We start from the raw sequence: 16,155 nt of genomic DNA, 5'->3' as shown, positions 1-16,155 counted from the left end.
TCATCACATCCATAGATTGCGAACATCAGAAGCATATAACTATAACTGGAGGGACTATATCATGAAACATAACCAATTGAAGGCATTTCCCGAAGATTTTTTCTGGGGAGGTTCAACTTCCGCTTATCAAGTAGAGGGTGCATGGGACGAAGATGGAAAAGGACCCTCTGTCATTGACATGGCTAATCACGTCGAAGGAGTCACTGATTTTAAGGTAACCAGTGATCATTATCATATGTTCAAAGAAGACGTAGCTTTGATGGCTGAAATGGGCTTTAAGGCGTATCGTTTCTCTATTGCCTGGACACGTATTTATCCCCAGGGAGCAGGTGAAGTTAATCAGAAGGGGATCGCGTTTTACAACTCATTAATTGACGAATTAATTAAATATGGCATTGAACCGATTGTTACTATGTATCATTTTGATCTGCCTTATGCTCTTGAAAAACAAGGCGGCTGGTCGAAGAGGGAGACGATTGATGCCTTCGAACAGTATGCCAAAACATTGTTTGAGAACTTTGGAGACAGGGTGAAATATTGGTTAACCATTAATGAGCAGAACATGCTGATTCTCCATCCCGGTTCTATTGGCACATTAGATACAAGTCTGGAAAATCCGCAAAAGGTACTGTACCAACAAAATCATCATATGTTAGTCGCGCAGGCGAAAGCGATGGTATTGTGCCATGAAATGCTACCTGACGCGAAAATTGGACCAGCGCCGAATATCGGGGTTATCTATCCAGCCAGTTCCAAGCCGGAAGATACACTGGCGGCTGATAACTATGCAGCGATTCGCAACTGGCTCTATCTGGATATGGCTGTATTTGGCCGTTACAATCACATTGCGTGGAGCTATTTGGTCGAGAAAGGCTATGAGCCTGTCATTGAAGAAGGGGATATGGAAATATTAGCGAAGGGTAATCCGGACTTTATCGCATTTAATTATTATACCTCTCAAACCGTAGGAGAAAGTTTAAATGACGGAAATGATTTTTCACATACAGGGGATCAGCATGAAATTGTGGGTGAACCAGGCGCATACCGAGGTTCCGTAAACCCCAACCTGCAAAAGACGAAGTTTGGTTGGGAGATTGATCCGGTCGGTTTTAGATCCACGTTACGCCAAATCTATTCTCGCTACCATCTACCTTTAATCGTGACGGAGAATGGCTTGGGAGCTTTTGACAAGCTTGAAGAAGGTGATGTAGTGAGTGATCCTTATCGTATTGACTTTTTCAAGAAACATATCGAGCAGATTCAACTGGCTATTACAGATGGCGTAGAAGTATTCGGCTTCTGTCCGTGGTCTGCGATTGATCTTGTCAGTACCCATCAGGGCTCCAGTAAGCGTTACGGGTTTATCTATGTGGATCGTGAAGAGTTTGATCTCAAAGATTTGCGTCGTATTCGGAAACAAAGCTTCTATTGGTATCAAAAGCTGATCTCCACAAACGGTGAAATTCGTTAATTAAAGCAGCAATGCAAAAGCACCTCCCTGAAATGGATTACCATTTTGAGGAGGTGTTTTTTTGGGTGTAGGGGCTTCTTGGAACAGCAGTGTTACCATGTGTTATATAATAGAAGAAACACAAACGGAAAGGACATCATGCATTGACCTTACAACAATTAAAATATGTCATCGAGGTTGCCAATCGCGGTTCCATGAATGAGGCGGCGAAGCGGTTGTTCATTTCCCAGCCCAGTCTGTCGAACGCGATTCGCGATCTGGAGGAAGAAATTCATATCACCATTTTTGAGCGTACCAATAAAGGGATTTCTTTGTCCAAGGAAGGTGTGGAATTCCTCGGTTATGCACGTCAGGTCGTTGAGCAGGCGGAGCTGTTGGAAAGTCGCTATCTGGATGCCAAGCCTTCACCACAGCATTTTGCTGTGTCCACGCAGCATTACGCTTTTGCTGTAAATGCATTTGTGAATCTGGTGAATCAATATGGCCAAGATGAGTATGAACTGGCTTTACGGGAGACCAAAACCCATGAAATCATACAGGATGTCAAAAGCTTGCGCAGTGAGATCGGAATCCTGTATCTGAACGAATTTAACGCCAAGGTCATTAACAAGCTGCTAAAAGATGCAAATCTGCAATTCAACAGCCTGTTTACGGCCAAGCCTCATATATTTATCAGTACCAATAATCCGCTATCCCGGCAGTCTATCGTGACTATTGACCAGCTTCATCCTTATCCATACCTGTCCTTTGAGCAAGGGGAGTACAATTCCTTTCACTTCTCCGAGGAAATTCTCAGTACGTTGTCACATCCCAAAAGCATTCGTGTCAATGACCGGGCGACCCTTTTTAATTTGCTCATTGGCTTGAACGGCTATACCATTTCTACCGGGGTCATCAGTGCGGATCTGAACGGTAACGAAATTATTTCCGTCCCTCTGGAATGTGATGAGTCTATTAATGTGGGATGGATTTGTCATAAAAACACTGCGCTCTCCAAGCTGGCCACCGTCTATGTAGAAGCGCTGCATGAGGCGATAGGGGAATAAAAGGTTGGGTATAGCTTCAGGCTATAACTAGCTATAGTTTATTGGAGTTACCTTATAACTGGAATTGTATGTTATCTTTCTTACAAGAACTTCACTACAGAAGCGAAAAAGGAGATAACCCTAATGAGCAGCATCCTTGACAATGCATCCCAACGTAAAGTGACCCCTTTTAGACACGATATGGTCGGCAGCTTTCTGCGCCCGCAAGCGATTAAAGACGCCAGAATTCAATTTCAAAATAATGAAATCTCTGCGGACGAGCTGAGAAAGATTGAAGATAACGAAATTATCAAGCTAGTAGAAAAGCAAAAATCCGTAGGACTTCAAGCCGTGACGGACGGTGAATTCAGACGCTCTTGGTGGCATCTTGATTTTATGTGGGGGCTGGACGGCGTGGAAAAGGTACAGCTTTCGAACGGCTACCAATTCCAAGGTGTGGAAACAAGAGCGGAAACCGCACGCTTGTCCGGTAAAATCGGACATTCCCGTCATCCTTTCATTGAAGATTTCAAATTCCTGAAGCAAGTAGCAGGTGAGGATGCCATTGCGCGCCAAACGATTCCGGCACCTGCGCAGTTCCTGGCCGAGTTGTTGCGTGGCGAAAATAAAGAAACAACGGATACGTACTACAGCAATCTGGATGAGCTGGTGACGGATATCGCCAAAGCCTACAAATCCGTGATTCAAGCGTTGTACAATGAGGGCTGCCGCAGCTTGCAACTGGATGATTGCACATGGGGGATGCTCTGCGATAAAAACTATTGGGAAGCCAGACAACATGCGGGTGAGAATGTGGAAGATACCAAAAAGCTGTTCGCCCGCGTGAATCAGGAAACGGTGAAGGATCTCCCAGCCGATTTGGTCGTTACGACCCACGTATGCCGTGGTAACTACCATTCCACCTGGGCATCTTCTGGCGGCTATGAGCCAGTTGCCGAAACCCTGTTCGGCATCGACAACATCGACGGCTACTATCTCGAATTCGATACCGACCGTGCAGGTGATTTCACACCGCTTAAGCATCTGAAAGATCAAAAGCAGGTCGTACTGGGTCTCGTTTCCTCCAAAACGGGTGAACTGGAAGACAAGCAGACGGTCATTAACCGCATTAAGGAAGCGACTCAATTTGTCGACATCAACCACATCTGCCTCAGCCCACAATGCGGCTTTGCTTCGACAGAAGAGGGCAATATTCTGACAGAAGAGCAGCAGTGGAAAAAGCTTGCTTTCATTAAAGAGATTGCGGACGAGATTTGGAAGTAAGGTTAGGGGAGTTGGATTGGAGAGATTCATGTATGATGAAAAACACGCCATTTATGGGCGTGTTTTTTGTTTGAGAACCTGCTAAAACTGACCAAGTCTCCTAAGTCTAAGATTTTGCTCTACATCATCAGCAATATAAAATTGTGAAGAAGAGCCAATCCGAATGTTATTTTGGGCTGTTTTTTTCGTTATTGTATATTAAAATGTAAAATTAAGCTAACTATTTATTGTCTGGTTCTCTTGACTGGTGAAATAATTCAGAAAGGAAGATTAAATAAGATGAAATTGTTAGATATCCGGAATTATAAAAAAGTAATACCCATCATTCAATCTGCAGATATAAATACCATGTTTGCTTTATCTGTTTTGGAAGGAAAGGTGGAAGGGAAGGTATTTATTGATGAAGAGGCTTCTCCTGCTTCATTTTTTATTCAGCATCCTTATAGAATGGCCTTGCTTTATGGAGAAACTAACAGGGAGGATTTTTATGTGCAGCTGGTATCTCATATGCTTAATGTCCAAAATGTCAGGAACGAATTTGAATGGCTGCAAGTATATCCTGCTTCACTATATTCAAAAATAGATGCTATTTTAGGAAGCAATCTAATCAAAAAGAACCCTGATGAACCATATAAAAAATCATTTTCAGCGGAAGAAGATACCAAGGTTCTAGAATATCAAAGAATAAATTTTAGTTTTAATAAGGAAAAGTTTTTAGCGTTTAAAAAGAAGCTAACAAATGAGAACCACAAAATTGTAACAACCTCCGAAACTATTTTTAATCAATTGGATGGGAGTGTAGTGCCAAAGTACTTCTGGAACAATTACAGTGACTTCATGAAAAACGGAATAGGTTTCACTTTAATTTTGGAGAACGATTTTCCTGCTTCTACTGCATTTGCAGCCTTTACAATAGGTGATAGGCTTGAAATAGGAATTGAAACCAATGAAAGAAATCAAGGTTCAGGTTTCGGTTCCATCGTATGTGCAGAATTAATTGATTATTGTATTGCTAATGGTTATAAACCGGTTTGGTCATGTAATTCCGGAAATATAGGATCTAGAAAGCTTGCCCATAAATTGGGATTTGAGGAAGCGACAAGAATACCATATTACCGTTTGCCAAAATAATATTAATTTGCGGTAATGGTTTCATACAGCATGATTTGCTATTGAGATAAATGTTAAATATAGGTTTGATAAATGAATTGATATTCATTTTGTTGATCAGTGATGCTGGATTTTTATTACAAGGGAAATATGGAGGGGAAATCAGTAGCTACTTTTTATTAATTACTACACGAACAAACAAGTTCGATGCTAATGATATCAAAGGACACTATGACCATCTGGAAAAGTTGAAAAAAGAGGAGCTTCTTGAAATGTATGGTCCATTTAGCGATGCAACGGGAGGAGCCTATTTAATAAAAGCAGCGTCACTTGATGAGGCGACAAAGATTGGGAATTTAGATCCGCTCATTCAAAACGGCTCTTCCACATCGACAATAAAGGAATGGCTGTTGCGTTAAATTTCATCTGCGAAGAGTGATCATAAGTGATCGAATATGAAAAGGGATGCGGGCTGAAAAGAAGGCACGCCGGAGTGTCTTTCTGGTATTGAATAAAAAATGAGGACTATGATTTTCTGAAAATGAAAAGCATGGCCCTTTTTTTATTTCCCAAGAGATTGCCCACAGATCTGCTGACAAGGAATAGCGGCAGGAGAAATAATGATGGCTGCCTCCCCTTGGTCTTTGGTTCGAATTTGAATACTGGCCTCTTTCATTTCTTGAAATCTGGCTCTTTTGTAAAAGACAGTTTACATGATTTGATATAAGTATCACGTGCACGGATAAATATATGTTGGAGGTTCTGGCAATGAGTAATAATGAATTACCCTTGAGAGTAGGCATATTTTTGTTTGATGGTGCTGATACAACCGATTATATTGGCCCTTATGAGGTGTTTTCCGCTGTGGATTATGTCTCGGCCAAAAAGCCGACTATGTATCAGACAGCGCGTACCCTGTATAACGTGTTTACTGTCAGTGAAACTAAAAAAGATCTGCGCGCTATGGCGGGGGGACTAATTGGGGGATTAGTTGTTAGGGCAGAATACGATTTTAATGATTGCCCCGAGATCGACATTTTAGTTATTCCCGGCGGCGCAATAACAGAGGAACTTTTAGCCAATGTCAATGTAATTAGCTGGCTGGAGGATCAGAGTAAAAACGCGGCTATTACCTTATCCGTGTGTACTGGGGCTGTATTACTGGCCAAGACAGGGCTCCTTAGCGGGCTGTCGGCGACAACACATCATCTGGCTTTTGATAAGTTATTGGCTATTGAACCTACAATAATGCTGAAGAAAGATGAGCGGTTTGTTGACAACGGCCATATTATCACGGCAGCCGGGGTTACAGCCGGATACGATGCAGCAATGCATATCGTCTATAAAACAGCCGGAGGCAATGCCCTTTTAAAAGCAGGCGAGGCACTGGAATATGGGAACGCTTGGAAAAGTATACAAAGAAAACTGGCCGGTCTGCCTGTACATCGTACAATTACCAATAGATGCATCAAATGCGGCAAGTGCGCGAAAAATTGTCCATTCAGTGCGGTTGTGGAAGGCGAAACACAGTTTCATATTCAAGTGGAACGGTGTGTCGGCATAGGACCGTGTGCCGGGTTGTGTCCGGTAGGGGCTATTGAGTCATCATTTCAACTATAATTCAAGCCAGGCCTGGCGCAACAGGCGGACAGCCGGGTCGATATCCTCGTTTGCAATGGCACCGAAGCCCAAAAGAACACGGGCCGTTGTCCCGGGTGAGGATTCCACCCAGAGATTGTCACCGTGGATATATACACCGGCCTGGGCCGCCTTGGCTACTAGGTTCCGTGAGGACACCGGCTGATTTAGATGCAACAGGATATGAAGACCGGCATTTACTCCGGATATTGTAACGGTGTCGCCGAAGTGCTCCTGTAGCGCACGTAGCAATATCTCTCGCTTTTTCTTAAACTGACGGAGCATTTTCCGCAAGTGACTTTCAAAAAGATTTTCCTGTAAGAACCGTTCCAGAGGTTTTTGGATGAGCAGGGGCACTGAGCAGGCATAGTTTTTGGTTGTCTGCTGCAGGTGCCGCACCAAGTTTTTCGGCAATACCGCATACGCAACCCTAAGGGAAGGCGAAAGGATTTTAGAAAAACTGCCGATGTAGATTACTTTATCTGGCGCCAATCCCTGCAGAGCCGGTGCTGGTTTTACGTCATAGAGCAGGTGGCAGTCATAGTCATCTTCAATAATCAGAGCCTCCTGTTCATAGGCCCAGTCAATAAGCTGTAGACGCCTAGTTATGGACATAATGCGGCCTGTAGGGAATTGATGCGAGGGTGTCACATAGACAGCCTGGGCGGTAGTGGTCCGTAATGCTTTGACATTGAGACCGTGGCTGTTAACCGGAATGAGTGGTACCTGAAAGCCGTAATTGGTAAAAGTCGAGTGGGCGGCGGTGAAACCCGGATCTTCCATGGCAATGGTGTTCGCCACAGTTCGGAGGAGCTGACAGATAATCATAAGACAATGGATAGTTCCAGAAGTAATCAATATTTGGTCGGCTGTACACCGGACATCCCGGTATTCATGCAAATACTTCACCAGTTCATTGCGTAGTCCGGGTTCACCCATGAAGTTACTGTAGTTCAAGAATTGTTCTTTGTCCTGTCGCAGACAGAGGTTAGTTAACCGCTGCCATTGCGGAAACGGAAAGGTCTGCGGGCTCAAATTGCCGTACCGGAAATCGTATAAAATTCCGTCCGGCTGCGATTGACTGGGAGGCGTGTCCGGAACATTATCTGCATACGCGGAGAATTTAGTGTTAGGGAGTGTTTCTACGTAATAGCCGCTACGGCTTTTGCCAACAATATAGCCTTCGGATAAGAGTTGCTGATAGGTGGTGTCCACCGTATTTCTACTGATATGAAGCTCGGTCGCGAGGCGGCGGCTGGAAGGCAGTTTGGCCTGCGCGCTGAGTTCACCGCTTAGAATTTTGGTGCGCATTTGTTGGTAGAGTTGTTGGTAGAGCGGTTTTTTACTTTTTGCATCCAGTAAGTACATTATGGGCCTCCTTATAGAAAATGCCGCGTGACGGCAAGGGTAAAAGCCTGTGTGTAAACACAAAGGCGTTGAGAAACACATCCTTTCTTATAGAAAAATACATGGGGTTGCCCAATTTTACATTGGGTTTATTTTACTCCCATAATTTTTTGGGAAATCTTCTTAGTTGATAATTTCCCTTATCACATTCCTCGCCAAGCGCACTTTCTCTGGACTCGACTTTTTGAGCATCGTAATAATTTCTATAATATCTTCATCAGATTCCACGATTTTTGGGTCCTCGCTTACATATGAAAAAAGTTGAATCAGGTTTACATCTAATGCCTTTGCGATTTTAGCCACGTTTAGCAAAGATACGTTCTTTTCTCCTCGCTCGATCTGTCCTATGTATGAAAAATGAAATCCGCCTTTTTCCCCCAGAGCCTCTTGAGAAAGACCTTTTTCTTTCCGCAAAACACGTATTCTGGCACCAACCAGCTTTAATACTTCTTTATCCTGCATCAGCTACACCTCACTAATTAAAAAGTGTAGACAAGTTTTTACACACCAAACATTGGTTGAATATCATCATTGATATCAATTTGTATCAAAAGGGTGTATAATAAGACTAATATTGAAATTCTCTGGAGGAATAGATATGAAAGAAGCTCCTTCTACCTTTATTCTAAGTTCCACCCAACCATCCAGACCCGCACAACACCTACATAATTCAATAACCGATTTCCACACTCTAGCTCAATACCACATGAAACTAGCCCAAATCCTGCAAAAGCACAACCAGCTCCAATGCTGCATTATCCTGTGTGACTGGGCATTAACCTCCATGCTGAAAGCTCTATATATGAAAGAGAACAACAGCTTTTTCCCTCCGGAATTCCTGTCCATGACTGATCTGCTGCACTTATTACATACCGAAACCAATCCGGGATTGGATGTTGTCGTATTTATAGGCACCACTCAATTTCTTTCATCCCAGCTAGAAACCCCGCTCCTTCAAAAGATGAGAAACAAGGATGTGAGCAGGTTACTGCGAAGAACGGACGACATTCTCTCCCAGTTATCATCACGAGTCATTAGCGATCCATCCAAGCCGTATCAGTCTATTTTCTGAGAAGGCTATCCGGCCAAATAAACTTGCCAATGCGCCCTGTCGTAATCGGCTTTTCTTCATACGATAAGAGTATGCTTTAGCGCAAGGAGGGATTCAGACATGGGTGAAGTAGGTTACGGTGGAGCATGGACATCCACAGGAGCGATTTTGGTATTGTTCATTTTGCTGGTAATTATTACTAAGTCTTTTCTGATTTAACAGCAGGTTAGCATCGCTTAAATCCACAAATCGGCCTTCTTTCACGACATCGTGAGAGAGGTTTTTTTATGCAGAATGGGTGTTGGCCCAACATGTTGTCTGGCCCTGCAAGCATTGTTATACTTTACATACAGGGAGATTTTCCCTCAAGCATATGGCAATACGGATAGCGAAAGACGCGGGAAAACGGAAATTCGCTGACCAAAATCAGGAGGATCGCATGATGAATACGGCAAGCAGTCCATTTCAATTTACAACAGATACGGCGACTCTTTGTCTATTTGATACGCAAGCACTTAAGCATCGTTTGGACGATGATCCGGATTGGTGGTCTATCGAAGAGGACGAGCTGGGCGAGTTGAACAAAGGAAATGTAGCTTTTTTGAATCTGGGAGCGGACGGGACCTATGAGGTTTTGATGACAGATCATATTGACAAGCCTGCTGTGCGGCTGTTTTTGAAGGTTCCCACAGGCAACCTATTTATTGGAGCAGGGGAGGAAGCCACAAGTGGTGGACTGGAGCCTGAATGTGTATGGGGAGGGACATTCCTTTCTGTGCAACCCGGACTTTATGAATGCTTGGCGAGCAGAGAAAACAACCGTATTTACCTTTCTTTAATGAAAAGAAGCGAAGGCAGCAATAGCTTTACAAGTCTGATTCGATTGTAGGTTGCAGGATCAACCCGTAACGGCCTGGACAAGCTGCCTGAACAGGTGGAGGACGGAACAACCGGAACCAGAGAAAATGGAAAAAGGCTATCTTCACGGATTACACATCCATGAAGACAGCCCTTCATCCGACTATTGATACTTTACAATAATGGCATTGCTGATTTGGCGGCCGGGTGTGGTGAGGTAGGAGCCGTTGTAATACAGCCCGCTGGAAGCACCGCCGTCCAGATTCATGGCCTGATAAGCGCCAGCCTGCTTCATCATTTGGGCGAGCTGCGGAATAGTCGCTCCGCTTGTGGTCAGGAGGATCAGCTTATGATCCCGACTAATTCCGAGTGCGCTGCGGGCGCCGCCGCCTGTTAATATTTTAGGGTCCTTGAAGCCTTCGGCTTTGACATTCAGGGAGATCTGTCCGTTCGTGACCAGACGAGGTCCGGCTTGAAGGGCACCTTCGACGCTGCCTTGGCTTAACCGTTGTTCAAAGGCGGAACCCGAAACCAGCTCGGCTAAATGGTTAGCATCATAGGTGAAGACCGTTCGCTGGTCGCCGGAGCTTTTTTTCAACATCTTTTTGTGGCTGACCAGGTAGCCGTAAGGTGTTTTGTAGGAGCTTTTGGTATAGGCGTCAAAGAATGTACCATTTATGGCTACAACCGCTTGATTGCGTTTGGCGAGACTGCTTAAATCCTCCACTTTGCCGATAGTATCGCCTGCAAGCGCCACGTCCAGGTTCACCTTGGGATGGAGCATAGAGATGGTGACCACCTTAGCGGAAAAGGTACGAGATCCGACCTTGAAGCTTTTATGAGCCGTCGTAATGGGTGTAGTATTTCCGGGTAGCTTACCGGTAAGTACCGGAAGCGTGACGGACGTTGTACCCTGCTTAATGCGTACAGCTGAGGTTTCCTTTTGCCATGAGACCTGCAGGTTTAGATATTGACTGATGAACTGCAAGGGTACATAGGTAGAACCGTTATCGGTAAAAGGAGCATTTTGCAAACGGATCGTCTGATCATTCACTTTGGCAGTAGATTGTCCCATAAATAATGTGAGCCGGGTATTGCCTTGCGCAATTTCTATTTTTTTGTCCGCTGCCGTCATGTTGAGTGTGATCCCTTCATAGCTGTTCAGGAGGCGAAGCGGGATGAAGGAATGGTTACTCTGGTCCACATAGACCAGCATAGGTGCTTGGGCAGCAGCGTAGATCGGGGATACAAGTAATAGCATGGACAGGATAACAAGTGCGGTGATTCTTTTCATGAATAGATCAATCTCCTTATGTAGTCTTGACACTTTACGAGGTGCTTGTACTTATATCGGGTTTTATGAGTTGTAAATGTATGTTATGCGAATTTTGAGTGTTCAGTTGATATAAAGAAACGGGGTGGGCTGGAGATGAGCAGGTATGAGACGAGACTTGAGGATTATCGTCGCAGAGAGCGCCCGTCTTATCGTGTATTTGAAGGATTGCAGGAATTGGTGCGTAGCGTGGGGCAACTGCATAATAACTGGTTATATGTGAACGTGGATCAATGGGATCAGGCTCCTGTTCACACACCGATTTATTATTTGGATGAGCATTGGCTGGAGGAATGTGCAGAGGATGGTACAGCCGTAACCAACGAACAGGACGAGTATATTCCCGTGTGGATATCAGATCGTCAGGTTCAAACCTGGTTCGAGCTGGCGACCTTTGAGAGTATTGTAGAAGTCCTTAAGGCTGCCGGACAGCCTGTGACGCTTCAGATGGTGATTGTGGCGGTAAAATATTATGACAAGCGCGATGCTTATCTGGACTATGAAGAGGTGAAGGTAGTGACAGACTTGTGGTCTGTGCTGACGAAGGTGGGAAACCACCTACGGAATGAACGAAGCCTGTAGAACAAACGGAACATACATACGGTTGAATGGGGGAAGCAGAATGAGTTGGTTGAATCATGAAATGGCAGCTAAGTGGCGACAGGAAGGGAAAAGGTATGCTGCAGATGTAAATGAATTTGTCAGAGTCGGCATGGAAAGTGAATGGCAGCAGGAGCAGTCAGAACCGAAGCAGGACGAGCGCTCCAAGCTGGCCAGAGATATTTTTCGTATGATTCAGGAAGCTAATCAGGTTGGGGAAACGGAGCAGTTACGTCGGGAGATTCCGGCGGCATCTTGGCCGCTTACACCAGCGTTCGAGGAGGCTTTGCAAGCCGTTAGGCCGATGGCTGGATGTACTAGATGAAGTGATTCCGTTTGGGGATGGACAGCGACTTCTGTTGGTCTGCGGTTATGGCGTTTATTTGCTGGGTGGTGATCGGGTGGACTTGATCCATCCCAAGGCGTCTGAACGGAGAGAACAAGAACTGAAAGATACGATTGTGGATATGGCGCATGGAGCTGTGTCGAAGGATGGACGCTGGATTGCTTACGGCAGCCAGATGAGTGAGCATATGCTTATGGATCTGTCCAATAAGACGGTGCATATATTTGAGCCAAGTTCCAGTTATCCGCATTATGCTCTATTTTCCAAAGATGATCTGGACGTCTGGTATAATGCCTGTCATTTCTACAACGGTGCCACCATTCAAGTGTCGATTGCTGAGGTGAACAGGGTCTTGCTCAGAATAAGGAAGAATGGCCGATGATGAATGAAGAAATGCGAGTATACGCCGCAACAGCGCTGACACAAGGATCTATTTTGGGTATGCCTACGGTTATCTCCGTCTGATTGACAGGGAGGGTCGTGAACTTTGGCGCTATTTTGTCGGCAGTACGATATCCGGGCGGGCAGTTACACCCGATGAAGGCAAGTTGGCGGTTGGAACGTATGGCGGTATGCTTCATTTGATTGATTTGCAGAGCGGCACAAAGGATGAATATAGCATTGGTACCGCTCCAATTCACGAGACAGAGCGTTGGATGATCTGGCGTAACTATGAGCCATTGCGCTGGTAATACTAATATTCCGCAAATGGTGATAATAGCAAGTTCTGATAAGCTGAACTTAAAATGTAGTAGCACATGATTACAATGCTATTTTCATATAGAGGGGCATTTGGCATAAACCCCTGATTTAAAATACTAATAGAGAGGAACGAGGTGTGAGAACATGGACAAGAAAGCGGATATTCGCACATCCATGAAGGAATTATTTGCACAGATGGATGAAGCCTTTTTTATGGATGTGGAAGAAAATGTACCCTTCGAAATGCGTGATGGGGACGTCGACGAGGAGGGATGGATCAAGTGGAAACCTCTTCCTTCACAGATTACAGAACAGGAAGTTCGGGAGATGGAGGAAACCTACCATTTTGAGCTGCCGCCCCTGCTGAGAAGTTTTATCATGTCTTACCATTATGTGTCTTTACAATTCGATAATGAATCCATTCCGGGGGTATACTGGAGCGATTGTACGTTTGTTGAGTTTCCACGTCTACCTGTAGGTCAAGGCTTAAAGGCATTTTATGAGTTGATCGATCAATGGTCACCTCTGCTGTCAGCAGGCTACATTCCTTTTGCGATAGCAGAGGACGACCAGGGTCCCGTTTGTTTAAATGCAGGCAGCAGACATAAGGACGGCGATTATCCTATTGTTTGGTTTTTTCATGAGGATCTACAGCATTTGGACGAGGATGAGCTGCGGATCAGGAGTAATCTGCTTCCCCATGTGCAGGGGCTGTTTCCATCTTCTGTCGAATTGTTTAACGTTATGTTTAAGTAGATCGGACACTAGCGATTTCCTGAAATGGAATTTTACTGCTCAGCCAACCGAGATATTGACATAAAAAATGAGGAATGATATAAAAAAGGTAGGCTAGCACTCGAATGATGGGAGTGCTAACAAAGTTGAATCGTTTGCATAGCTCATATCCGCTGGCCTTACATAGGTTCATATCTGAAAGGAGATATCCGAATGGAGAAAAAACAGTTTCAGGCTGAGTCCAAGCGTCTGCTCGAAATGATGATTAACTCGATTTACACGCAAAAGGAAATTTTCCTAAGAGAGCTGATCTCCAATGCAAGTGATGCGATTGACAAAATTTATTACAAAGCACTAACAGATGATCAATTGGTCTTTGATAAAGAAAATTACTATATCAAAGTAACTGCCGATAAGGATAACAGAACGCTAACCCTGCGTGATACCGGAATTGGTATGACCAAGGAAGAACTAGAAAATAACCTGGGTGTTATTGCTAAAAGCGGCTCACTGGCATTCAAAAATGAAAATGAATCCAAGGATGGTCATGACATCATCGGTCAATTCGGCGTCGGTTTCTATTCAGCTTTTATGGTAGCCGATGTGGTTACAGTGACTACCAAGGCTTTGGGAAGCGATACTGCATATAAATGGGAATCCACAGGTGCAGACGGGTATACCATTGAGGCGGCTGAGAAGGACGAGGTCGGAACCGAGATCGTTCTGAAAATCAAGGCAAACACCGAAGATGAGTCCTACGACGAATATTTGGACGAGTATCGTTTAAAAGCACTGATTAAAAAATACTCCGACTTTATCCGCTATCCGATTAAAATGGATATTACAGGCAAGCGTCTGAAAGAGGGAAGCGACAACGAGTTCGAGGATTACGAAGAAGAACAGCGTATCAACAGCATGGTTCCTATCTGGAGAAAAAACAAAAGCGAGCTGACCGACGAGGATTATCAAAATTTCTATGCGGAAAAACGCTATGGCTACGACAAGCCGCTCCAGCATATCCACGTCAGCGCGGATGGCGCGGTAGTGTACCAAGCTATTCTGTTTATTCCTGAAAATATCCCGTTTGATTTCTACTCGAAGGAGTATGAAAAAGGGTTGGAGTTGTATGCCAACGGTGTGCTGATTATGGAAAAATCTCCTGACCTGCTGCCGGATTATTTTAGCTTTGTCAAAGGTATGGTCGACTCCGAAAGTCTGTCGCTCAACATTTCCAGAGAAATGCTGCAGCATGACCGCCAGCTGAAGCTGATTGCCAAAAATATCGAAAGCAAAATCAAAGGCCAATTGCTGACCTTGCTCAAAAATGACCGGGAGAAATATGATCAATTCTACAAATCATTTGGCAGACAATTAAAATTTGGTGTCTACAACGATTACGGCAGACATAAAGAAACTCTGCAGGATCTGCTCATGTTCTACTCTTCTACAGAGAAAAAGCAGGTTACTTTGGACGAATACGTATCGCGTATGCCAGAGGATCAGAAGTATATTTATTATGCTTCCGGGGAGTCCAATGAGCGTATTGAAAAACTGCCGCAAACCGAAATGGTGGCTGACAAAGGCTACGAAATTCTGTACTTCACCGATGATATTGATGAGTTCGCTATTAAAATGCTCTTAAGCTACAAAGAGAAAGAATTCAAATCTGTATCGAGCGGCGATCTGGGCATTGAGTCTGACGAAAATGAGAAAGAAACAGAAGCGGAACAAAACGACAACAAAGAGTTGTTCGAGTACATGAAGGGCTTGCTGGAAGGCAAGGTATCCAGTGTTAAAGCCTCCAAGCGCTTGAAGACACATCCGGTATGTCTGTCCGCAGACGGCGAAGTGACGATTGAGATGGAGAAAATCTTGAACGCTATGCCTAATAACGCCGATGTCAAAGCAAATAAAGTGCTGGAAATCAACGTAAACCATGCGGTGTTCAACTCTTTGAAAGAAGCTTTTGCCGAAGATAAGGAGAAGGTAAACCTCTATACGGCATTATTGTATAATCAGGCTTTACTGATCGAAGGCTTGCCGCTGCAAGATCCGGTTGAATTCACGAACGATATTTGCAAAATCATGGTTTAACAAGCTTTATTACTGTATAGAGCCGTTCCCGTACCGGGGGCGGCTTTATTTATCATAAACACTTCTTAAATCTCCATAATAGGTCATATAGCGAATACAGAAGAAGGGGACAGGCCCCACACTATGCTGGCTATACTCAATACAAAGGAGGGCGATTACATGAGTCTGGATCGAGACAACTGGGAACTCCAAAATTTAAACCGAAATGAGCTTATACAGTTGGTGGATAAAATCATCCGGGGTGAGGGAACGGAAGAGGAAATTGACAGCATGCTGACCATAGTGATGCAAAACACACCCCATCCGGGGATCAGTGATTTGATCTACTGGGATGACCGTGACTTGAGTGCGGCAGAGATCGTAGATGAGGCACTACGCTATCAGCCCATTATTTTACCACCCCATGAATCTTCTTCTTCATAGAATGCGGAGGGGTGGTCTTTTGTTTAGAAATAAGATAATATTAGCTCTTTGGGGCTATGAGCATTATATTCAAAAAAA

16 protein-coding genes and 1 pseudogene are annotated in these 16,155 nt (G+C 44.4%); 14 read left to right on the top strand and 3 right to left on the bottom strand.

Annotation, left to right across the window (positions count from 1 at the left end):
- The first annotated feature begins 61 nt into the window (after nt 1-61).
- The 6 genes from AC6EJC_RS10135 to AC6EJC_RS10110 all read left to right on the top strand — a co-directional run bounded on the left by AC6EJC_RS10135 (nt 62) and on the right by AC6EJC_RS10110 (nt 6,510).
- Nucleotides 62-1,471 carry a glycoside hydrolase family 1 protein gene (locus tag AC6EJC_RS10135; protein ID WP_444953851.1) on the top strand — a complete coding sequence of 470 codons (1,410 nt, stop codon included), beginning with the start codon at nt 62-64 and terminating at the stop codon, nt 1,469-1,471.
- 143 nt (nt 1,472-1,614) lie between these two features.
- Entirely contained in the window at nt 1,615-2,517 is a 903-nt protein-coding gene (locus AC6EJC_RS10130; protein WP_444953850.1) for a LysR family transcriptional regulator, read from the top strand.
- A gap of 123 nt (nt 2,518-2,640) precedes the next feature.
- Nucleotides 2,641-3,780, top strand: coding sequence for a 5-methyltetrahydropteroyltriglutamate--homocysteine S-methyltransferase (locus AC6EJC_RS10125; RefSeq protein WP_025719664.1), 1,140 nt, complete (start codon nt 2,641-2,643; stop codon nt 3,778-3,780).
- 279 nt (nt 3,781-4,059) lie between these two features.
- The gene (locus tag AC6EJC_RS10120) at nt 4,060-4,911 is read left to right on the top strand and encodes a GNAT family N-acetyltransferase (protein ID WP_444953849.1); all 852 of its coding nucleotides are present in this window, start codon (nt 4,060-4,062) and stop codon (nt 4,909-4,911) included.
- Nucleotides 4,912-5,051: 140 nt separating this feature from the next.
- Nucleotides 5,052-5,309 carry a YciI family protein gene (locus AC6EJC_RS10115; protein ID WP_444953900.1) on the top strand — a complete coding sequence of 86 codons (258 nt, stop codon included), beginning with the start codon at nt 5,052-5,054 and terminating at the stop codon, nt 5,307-5,309.
- A 349-nt stretch (nt 5,310-5,658) separates the two neighbouring features.
- Nucleotides 5,659-6,510, top strand: coding sequence for a DJ-1/PfpI family protein (locus AC6EJC_RS10110; protein WP_180984570.1), 852 nt, complete (start codon nt 5,659-5,661; stop codon nt 6,508-6,510).
- On the opposite strand, the gene pdxR is transcribed toward AC6EJC_RS10110, so the two are convergent.
- Complete coding sequence (gene pdxR, locus AC6EJC_RS10105) at nt 6,505-7,896, bottom strand: MocR-like pyridoxine biosynthesis transcription factor PdxR (RefSeq protein ID WP_190299004.1); 1,392 nt, start codon at nt 7,894-7,896, stop codon at nt 6,505-6,507. The genes AC6EJC_RS10110 and pdxR overlap by 6 nt on opposite strands.
- Before the next feature lie 162 nt (nt 7,897-8,058).
- On the bottom strand, nt 8,059-8,397 hold the full coding sequence (locus AC6EJC_RS10100) for a helix-turn-helix domain-containing protein (RefSeq protein WP_444953848.1): 339 nt from the start codon (nt 8,395-8,397) through the stop codon (nt 8,059-8,061).
- A 136-nt stretch (nt 8,398-8,533) separates the two neighbouring features.
- On the opposite strand from AC6EJC_RS10100, the gene AC6EJC_RS10095 reads away from it, so the two are divergent.
- From AC6EJC_RS10095 to AC6EJC_RS10085, 3 genes are all read left to right on the top strand, one after another.
- Nucleotides 8,534-9,007 carry a hypothetical protein gene (locus AC6EJC_RS10095; RefSeq protein ID WP_444953847.1) on the top strand — a complete coding sequence of 158 codons (474 nt, stop codon included), beginning with the start codon at nt 8,534-8,536 and terminating at the stop codon, nt 9,005-9,007.
- A gap of 99 nt (nt 9,008-9,106) precedes the next feature.
- A complete protein-coding gene (locus tag AC6EJC_RS10090; protein ID WP_014599622.1) occupies nt 9,107-9,205 on the top strand; it encodes a hypothetical protein in 99 nt (32 codons plus the stop codon).
- Nucleotides 9,206-9,425: 220 nt separating this feature from the next.
- Nucleotides 9,426-9,875 (top strand): DUF6386 family protein, encoded by a 450-nt coding sequence (locus AC6EJC_RS10085; RefSeq protein WP_444953846.1) that lies wholly within the window; start codon nt 9,426-9,428, stop codon nt 9,873-9,875.
- 132 nt (nt 9,876-10,007) lie between these two features.
- On the opposite strand, the gene AC6EJC_RS10080 is transcribed toward AC6EJC_RS10085, so the two are convergent.
- On the bottom strand, nt 10,008-11,138 hold the full coding sequence (locus tag AC6EJC_RS10080) for a phosphodiester glycosidase family protein (RefSeq protein WP_444953845.1): 1,131 nt from the start codon (nt 11,136-11,138) through the stop codon (nt 10,008-10,010).
- Between the two features lie 135 nt (nt 11,139-11,273).
- On the opposite strand from AC6EJC_RS10080, the gene AC6EJC_RS10075 reads away from it, so the two are divergent.
- The 5 genes and pseudogenes from AC6EJC_RS10075 (at nt 11,274) to AC6EJC_RS10055 (ending at nt 16,077) form a co-directional block, all read left to right on the top strand.
- Nucleotides 11,274-11,759 carry a hypothetical protein gene (locus tag AC6EJC_RS10075; RefSeq protein WP_103048061.1) on the top strand — a complete coding sequence of 162 codons (486 nt, stop codon included), beginning with the start codon at nt 11,274-11,276 and terminating at the stop codon, nt 11,757-11,759.
- A gap of 40 nt (nt 11,760-11,799) precedes the next feature.
- Nucleotides 11,800-12,815, top strand: a pseudogene (locus tag AC6EJC_RS10070) (hypothetical protein).
- A gap of 154 nt (nt 12,816-12,969) precedes the next feature.
- Nucleotides 12,970-13,581 carry an SMI1/KNR4 family protein gene (locus AC6EJC_RS10065; protein ID WP_103048060.1) on the top strand — a complete coding sequence of 204 codons (612 nt, stop codon included), beginning with the start codon at nt 12,970-12,972 and terminating at the stop codon, nt 13,579-13,581.
- 192 nt (nt 13,582-13,773) lie between these two features.
- Nucleotides 13,774-15,654 (top strand): molecular chaperone HtpG, encoded by a 1,881-nt coding sequence (gene htpG, locus AC6EJC_RS10060; protein WP_103048059.1) that lies wholly within the window; start codon nt 13,774-13,776, stop codon nt 15,652-15,654.
- A gap of 159 nt (nt 15,655-15,813) precedes the next feature.
- On the top strand, nt 15,814-16,077 hold the full coding sequence (locus AC6EJC_RS10055) for a bacteriocin immunity protein (protein ID WP_103048058.1): 264 nt from the start codon (nt 15,814-15,816) through the stop codon (nt 16,075-16,077).
- Nucleotides 16,078-16,155 lie beyond the last annotated feature (78 nt).

It is taken from the genome of Paenibacillus sp. TY11, from assembly GCF_059772165.1.
This window is presented reverse-complemented; position numbering and strand designations above follow the sequence as displayed.

Excerpts from the sequence above, each read along its gene's own strand:
- AC6EJC_RS10135 (WP_444953851.1), top strand. The coding sequence starts at position 62 with ATGAAACATAACCAATTGAAGGCATTTCCCGAAGATTTTTTCTGGGGA.
- AC6EJC_RS10125 (WP_025719664.1), top strand. The coding sequence starts at position 2,641 with ATGAGCAGCATCCTTGACAATGCATCCCAACGTAAAGTGACCCCTTTT.
- AC6EJC_RS10120 (WP_444953849.1), top strand. The coding sequence starts at position 4,060 with ATGAAATTGTTAGATATCCGGAATTATAAAAAAGTAATACCCATCATT.
- AC6EJC_RS10110 (WP_180984570.1), top strand. The coding sequence starts at position 5,659 with ATGAGTAATAATGAATTACCCTTGAGAGTAGGCATATTTTTGTTTGAT.
- pdxR (WP_190299004.1), bottom strand. The coding sequence starts at position 7,896 with ATGTACTTACTGGATGCAAAAAGTAAAAAACCGCTCTACCAACAACTC.
- AC6EJC_RS10100 (WP_444953848.1), bottom strand. The coding sequence starts at position 8,397 with ATGCAGGATAAAGAAGTATTAAAGCTGGTTGGTGCCAGAATACGTGTT.
- AC6EJC_RS10095 (WP_444953847.1), top strand. The coding sequence starts at position 8,534 with ATGAAAGAAGCTCCTTCTACCTTTATTCTAAGTTCCACCCAACCATCC.
- AC6EJC_RS10090 (WP_014599622.1), top strand. The coding sequence starts at position 9,107 with ATGGGTGAAGTAGGTTACGGTGGAGCATGGACATCCACAGGAGCGATT.
- AC6EJC_RS10085 (WP_444953846.1), top strand. The coding sequence starts at position 9,426 with ATGATGAATACGGCAAGCAGTCCATTTCAATTTACAACAGATACGGCG.
- AC6EJC_RS10080 (WP_444953845.1), bottom strand. The coding sequence starts at position 11,138 with ATGAAAAGAATCACCGCACTTGTTATCCTGTCCATGCTATTACTTGTA.
- AC6EJC_RS10075 (WP_103048061.1), top strand. The coding sequence starts at position 11,274 with ATGAGCAGGTATGAGACGAGACTTGAGGATTATCGTCGCAGAGAGCGC.
- AC6EJC_RS10065 (WP_103048060.1), top strand. The coding sequence starts at position 12,970 with ATGGACAAGAAAGCGGATATTCGCACATCCATGAAGGAATTATTTGCA.
- htpG (WP_103048059.1), top strand. The coding sequence starts at position 13,774 with ATGGAGAAAAAACAGTTTCAGGCTGAGTCCAAGCGTCTGCTCGAAATG.
- AC6EJC_RS10055 (WP_103048058.1), top strand. The coding sequence starts at position 15,814 with ATGAGTCTGGATCGAGACAACTGGGAACTCCAAAATTTAAACCGAAAT.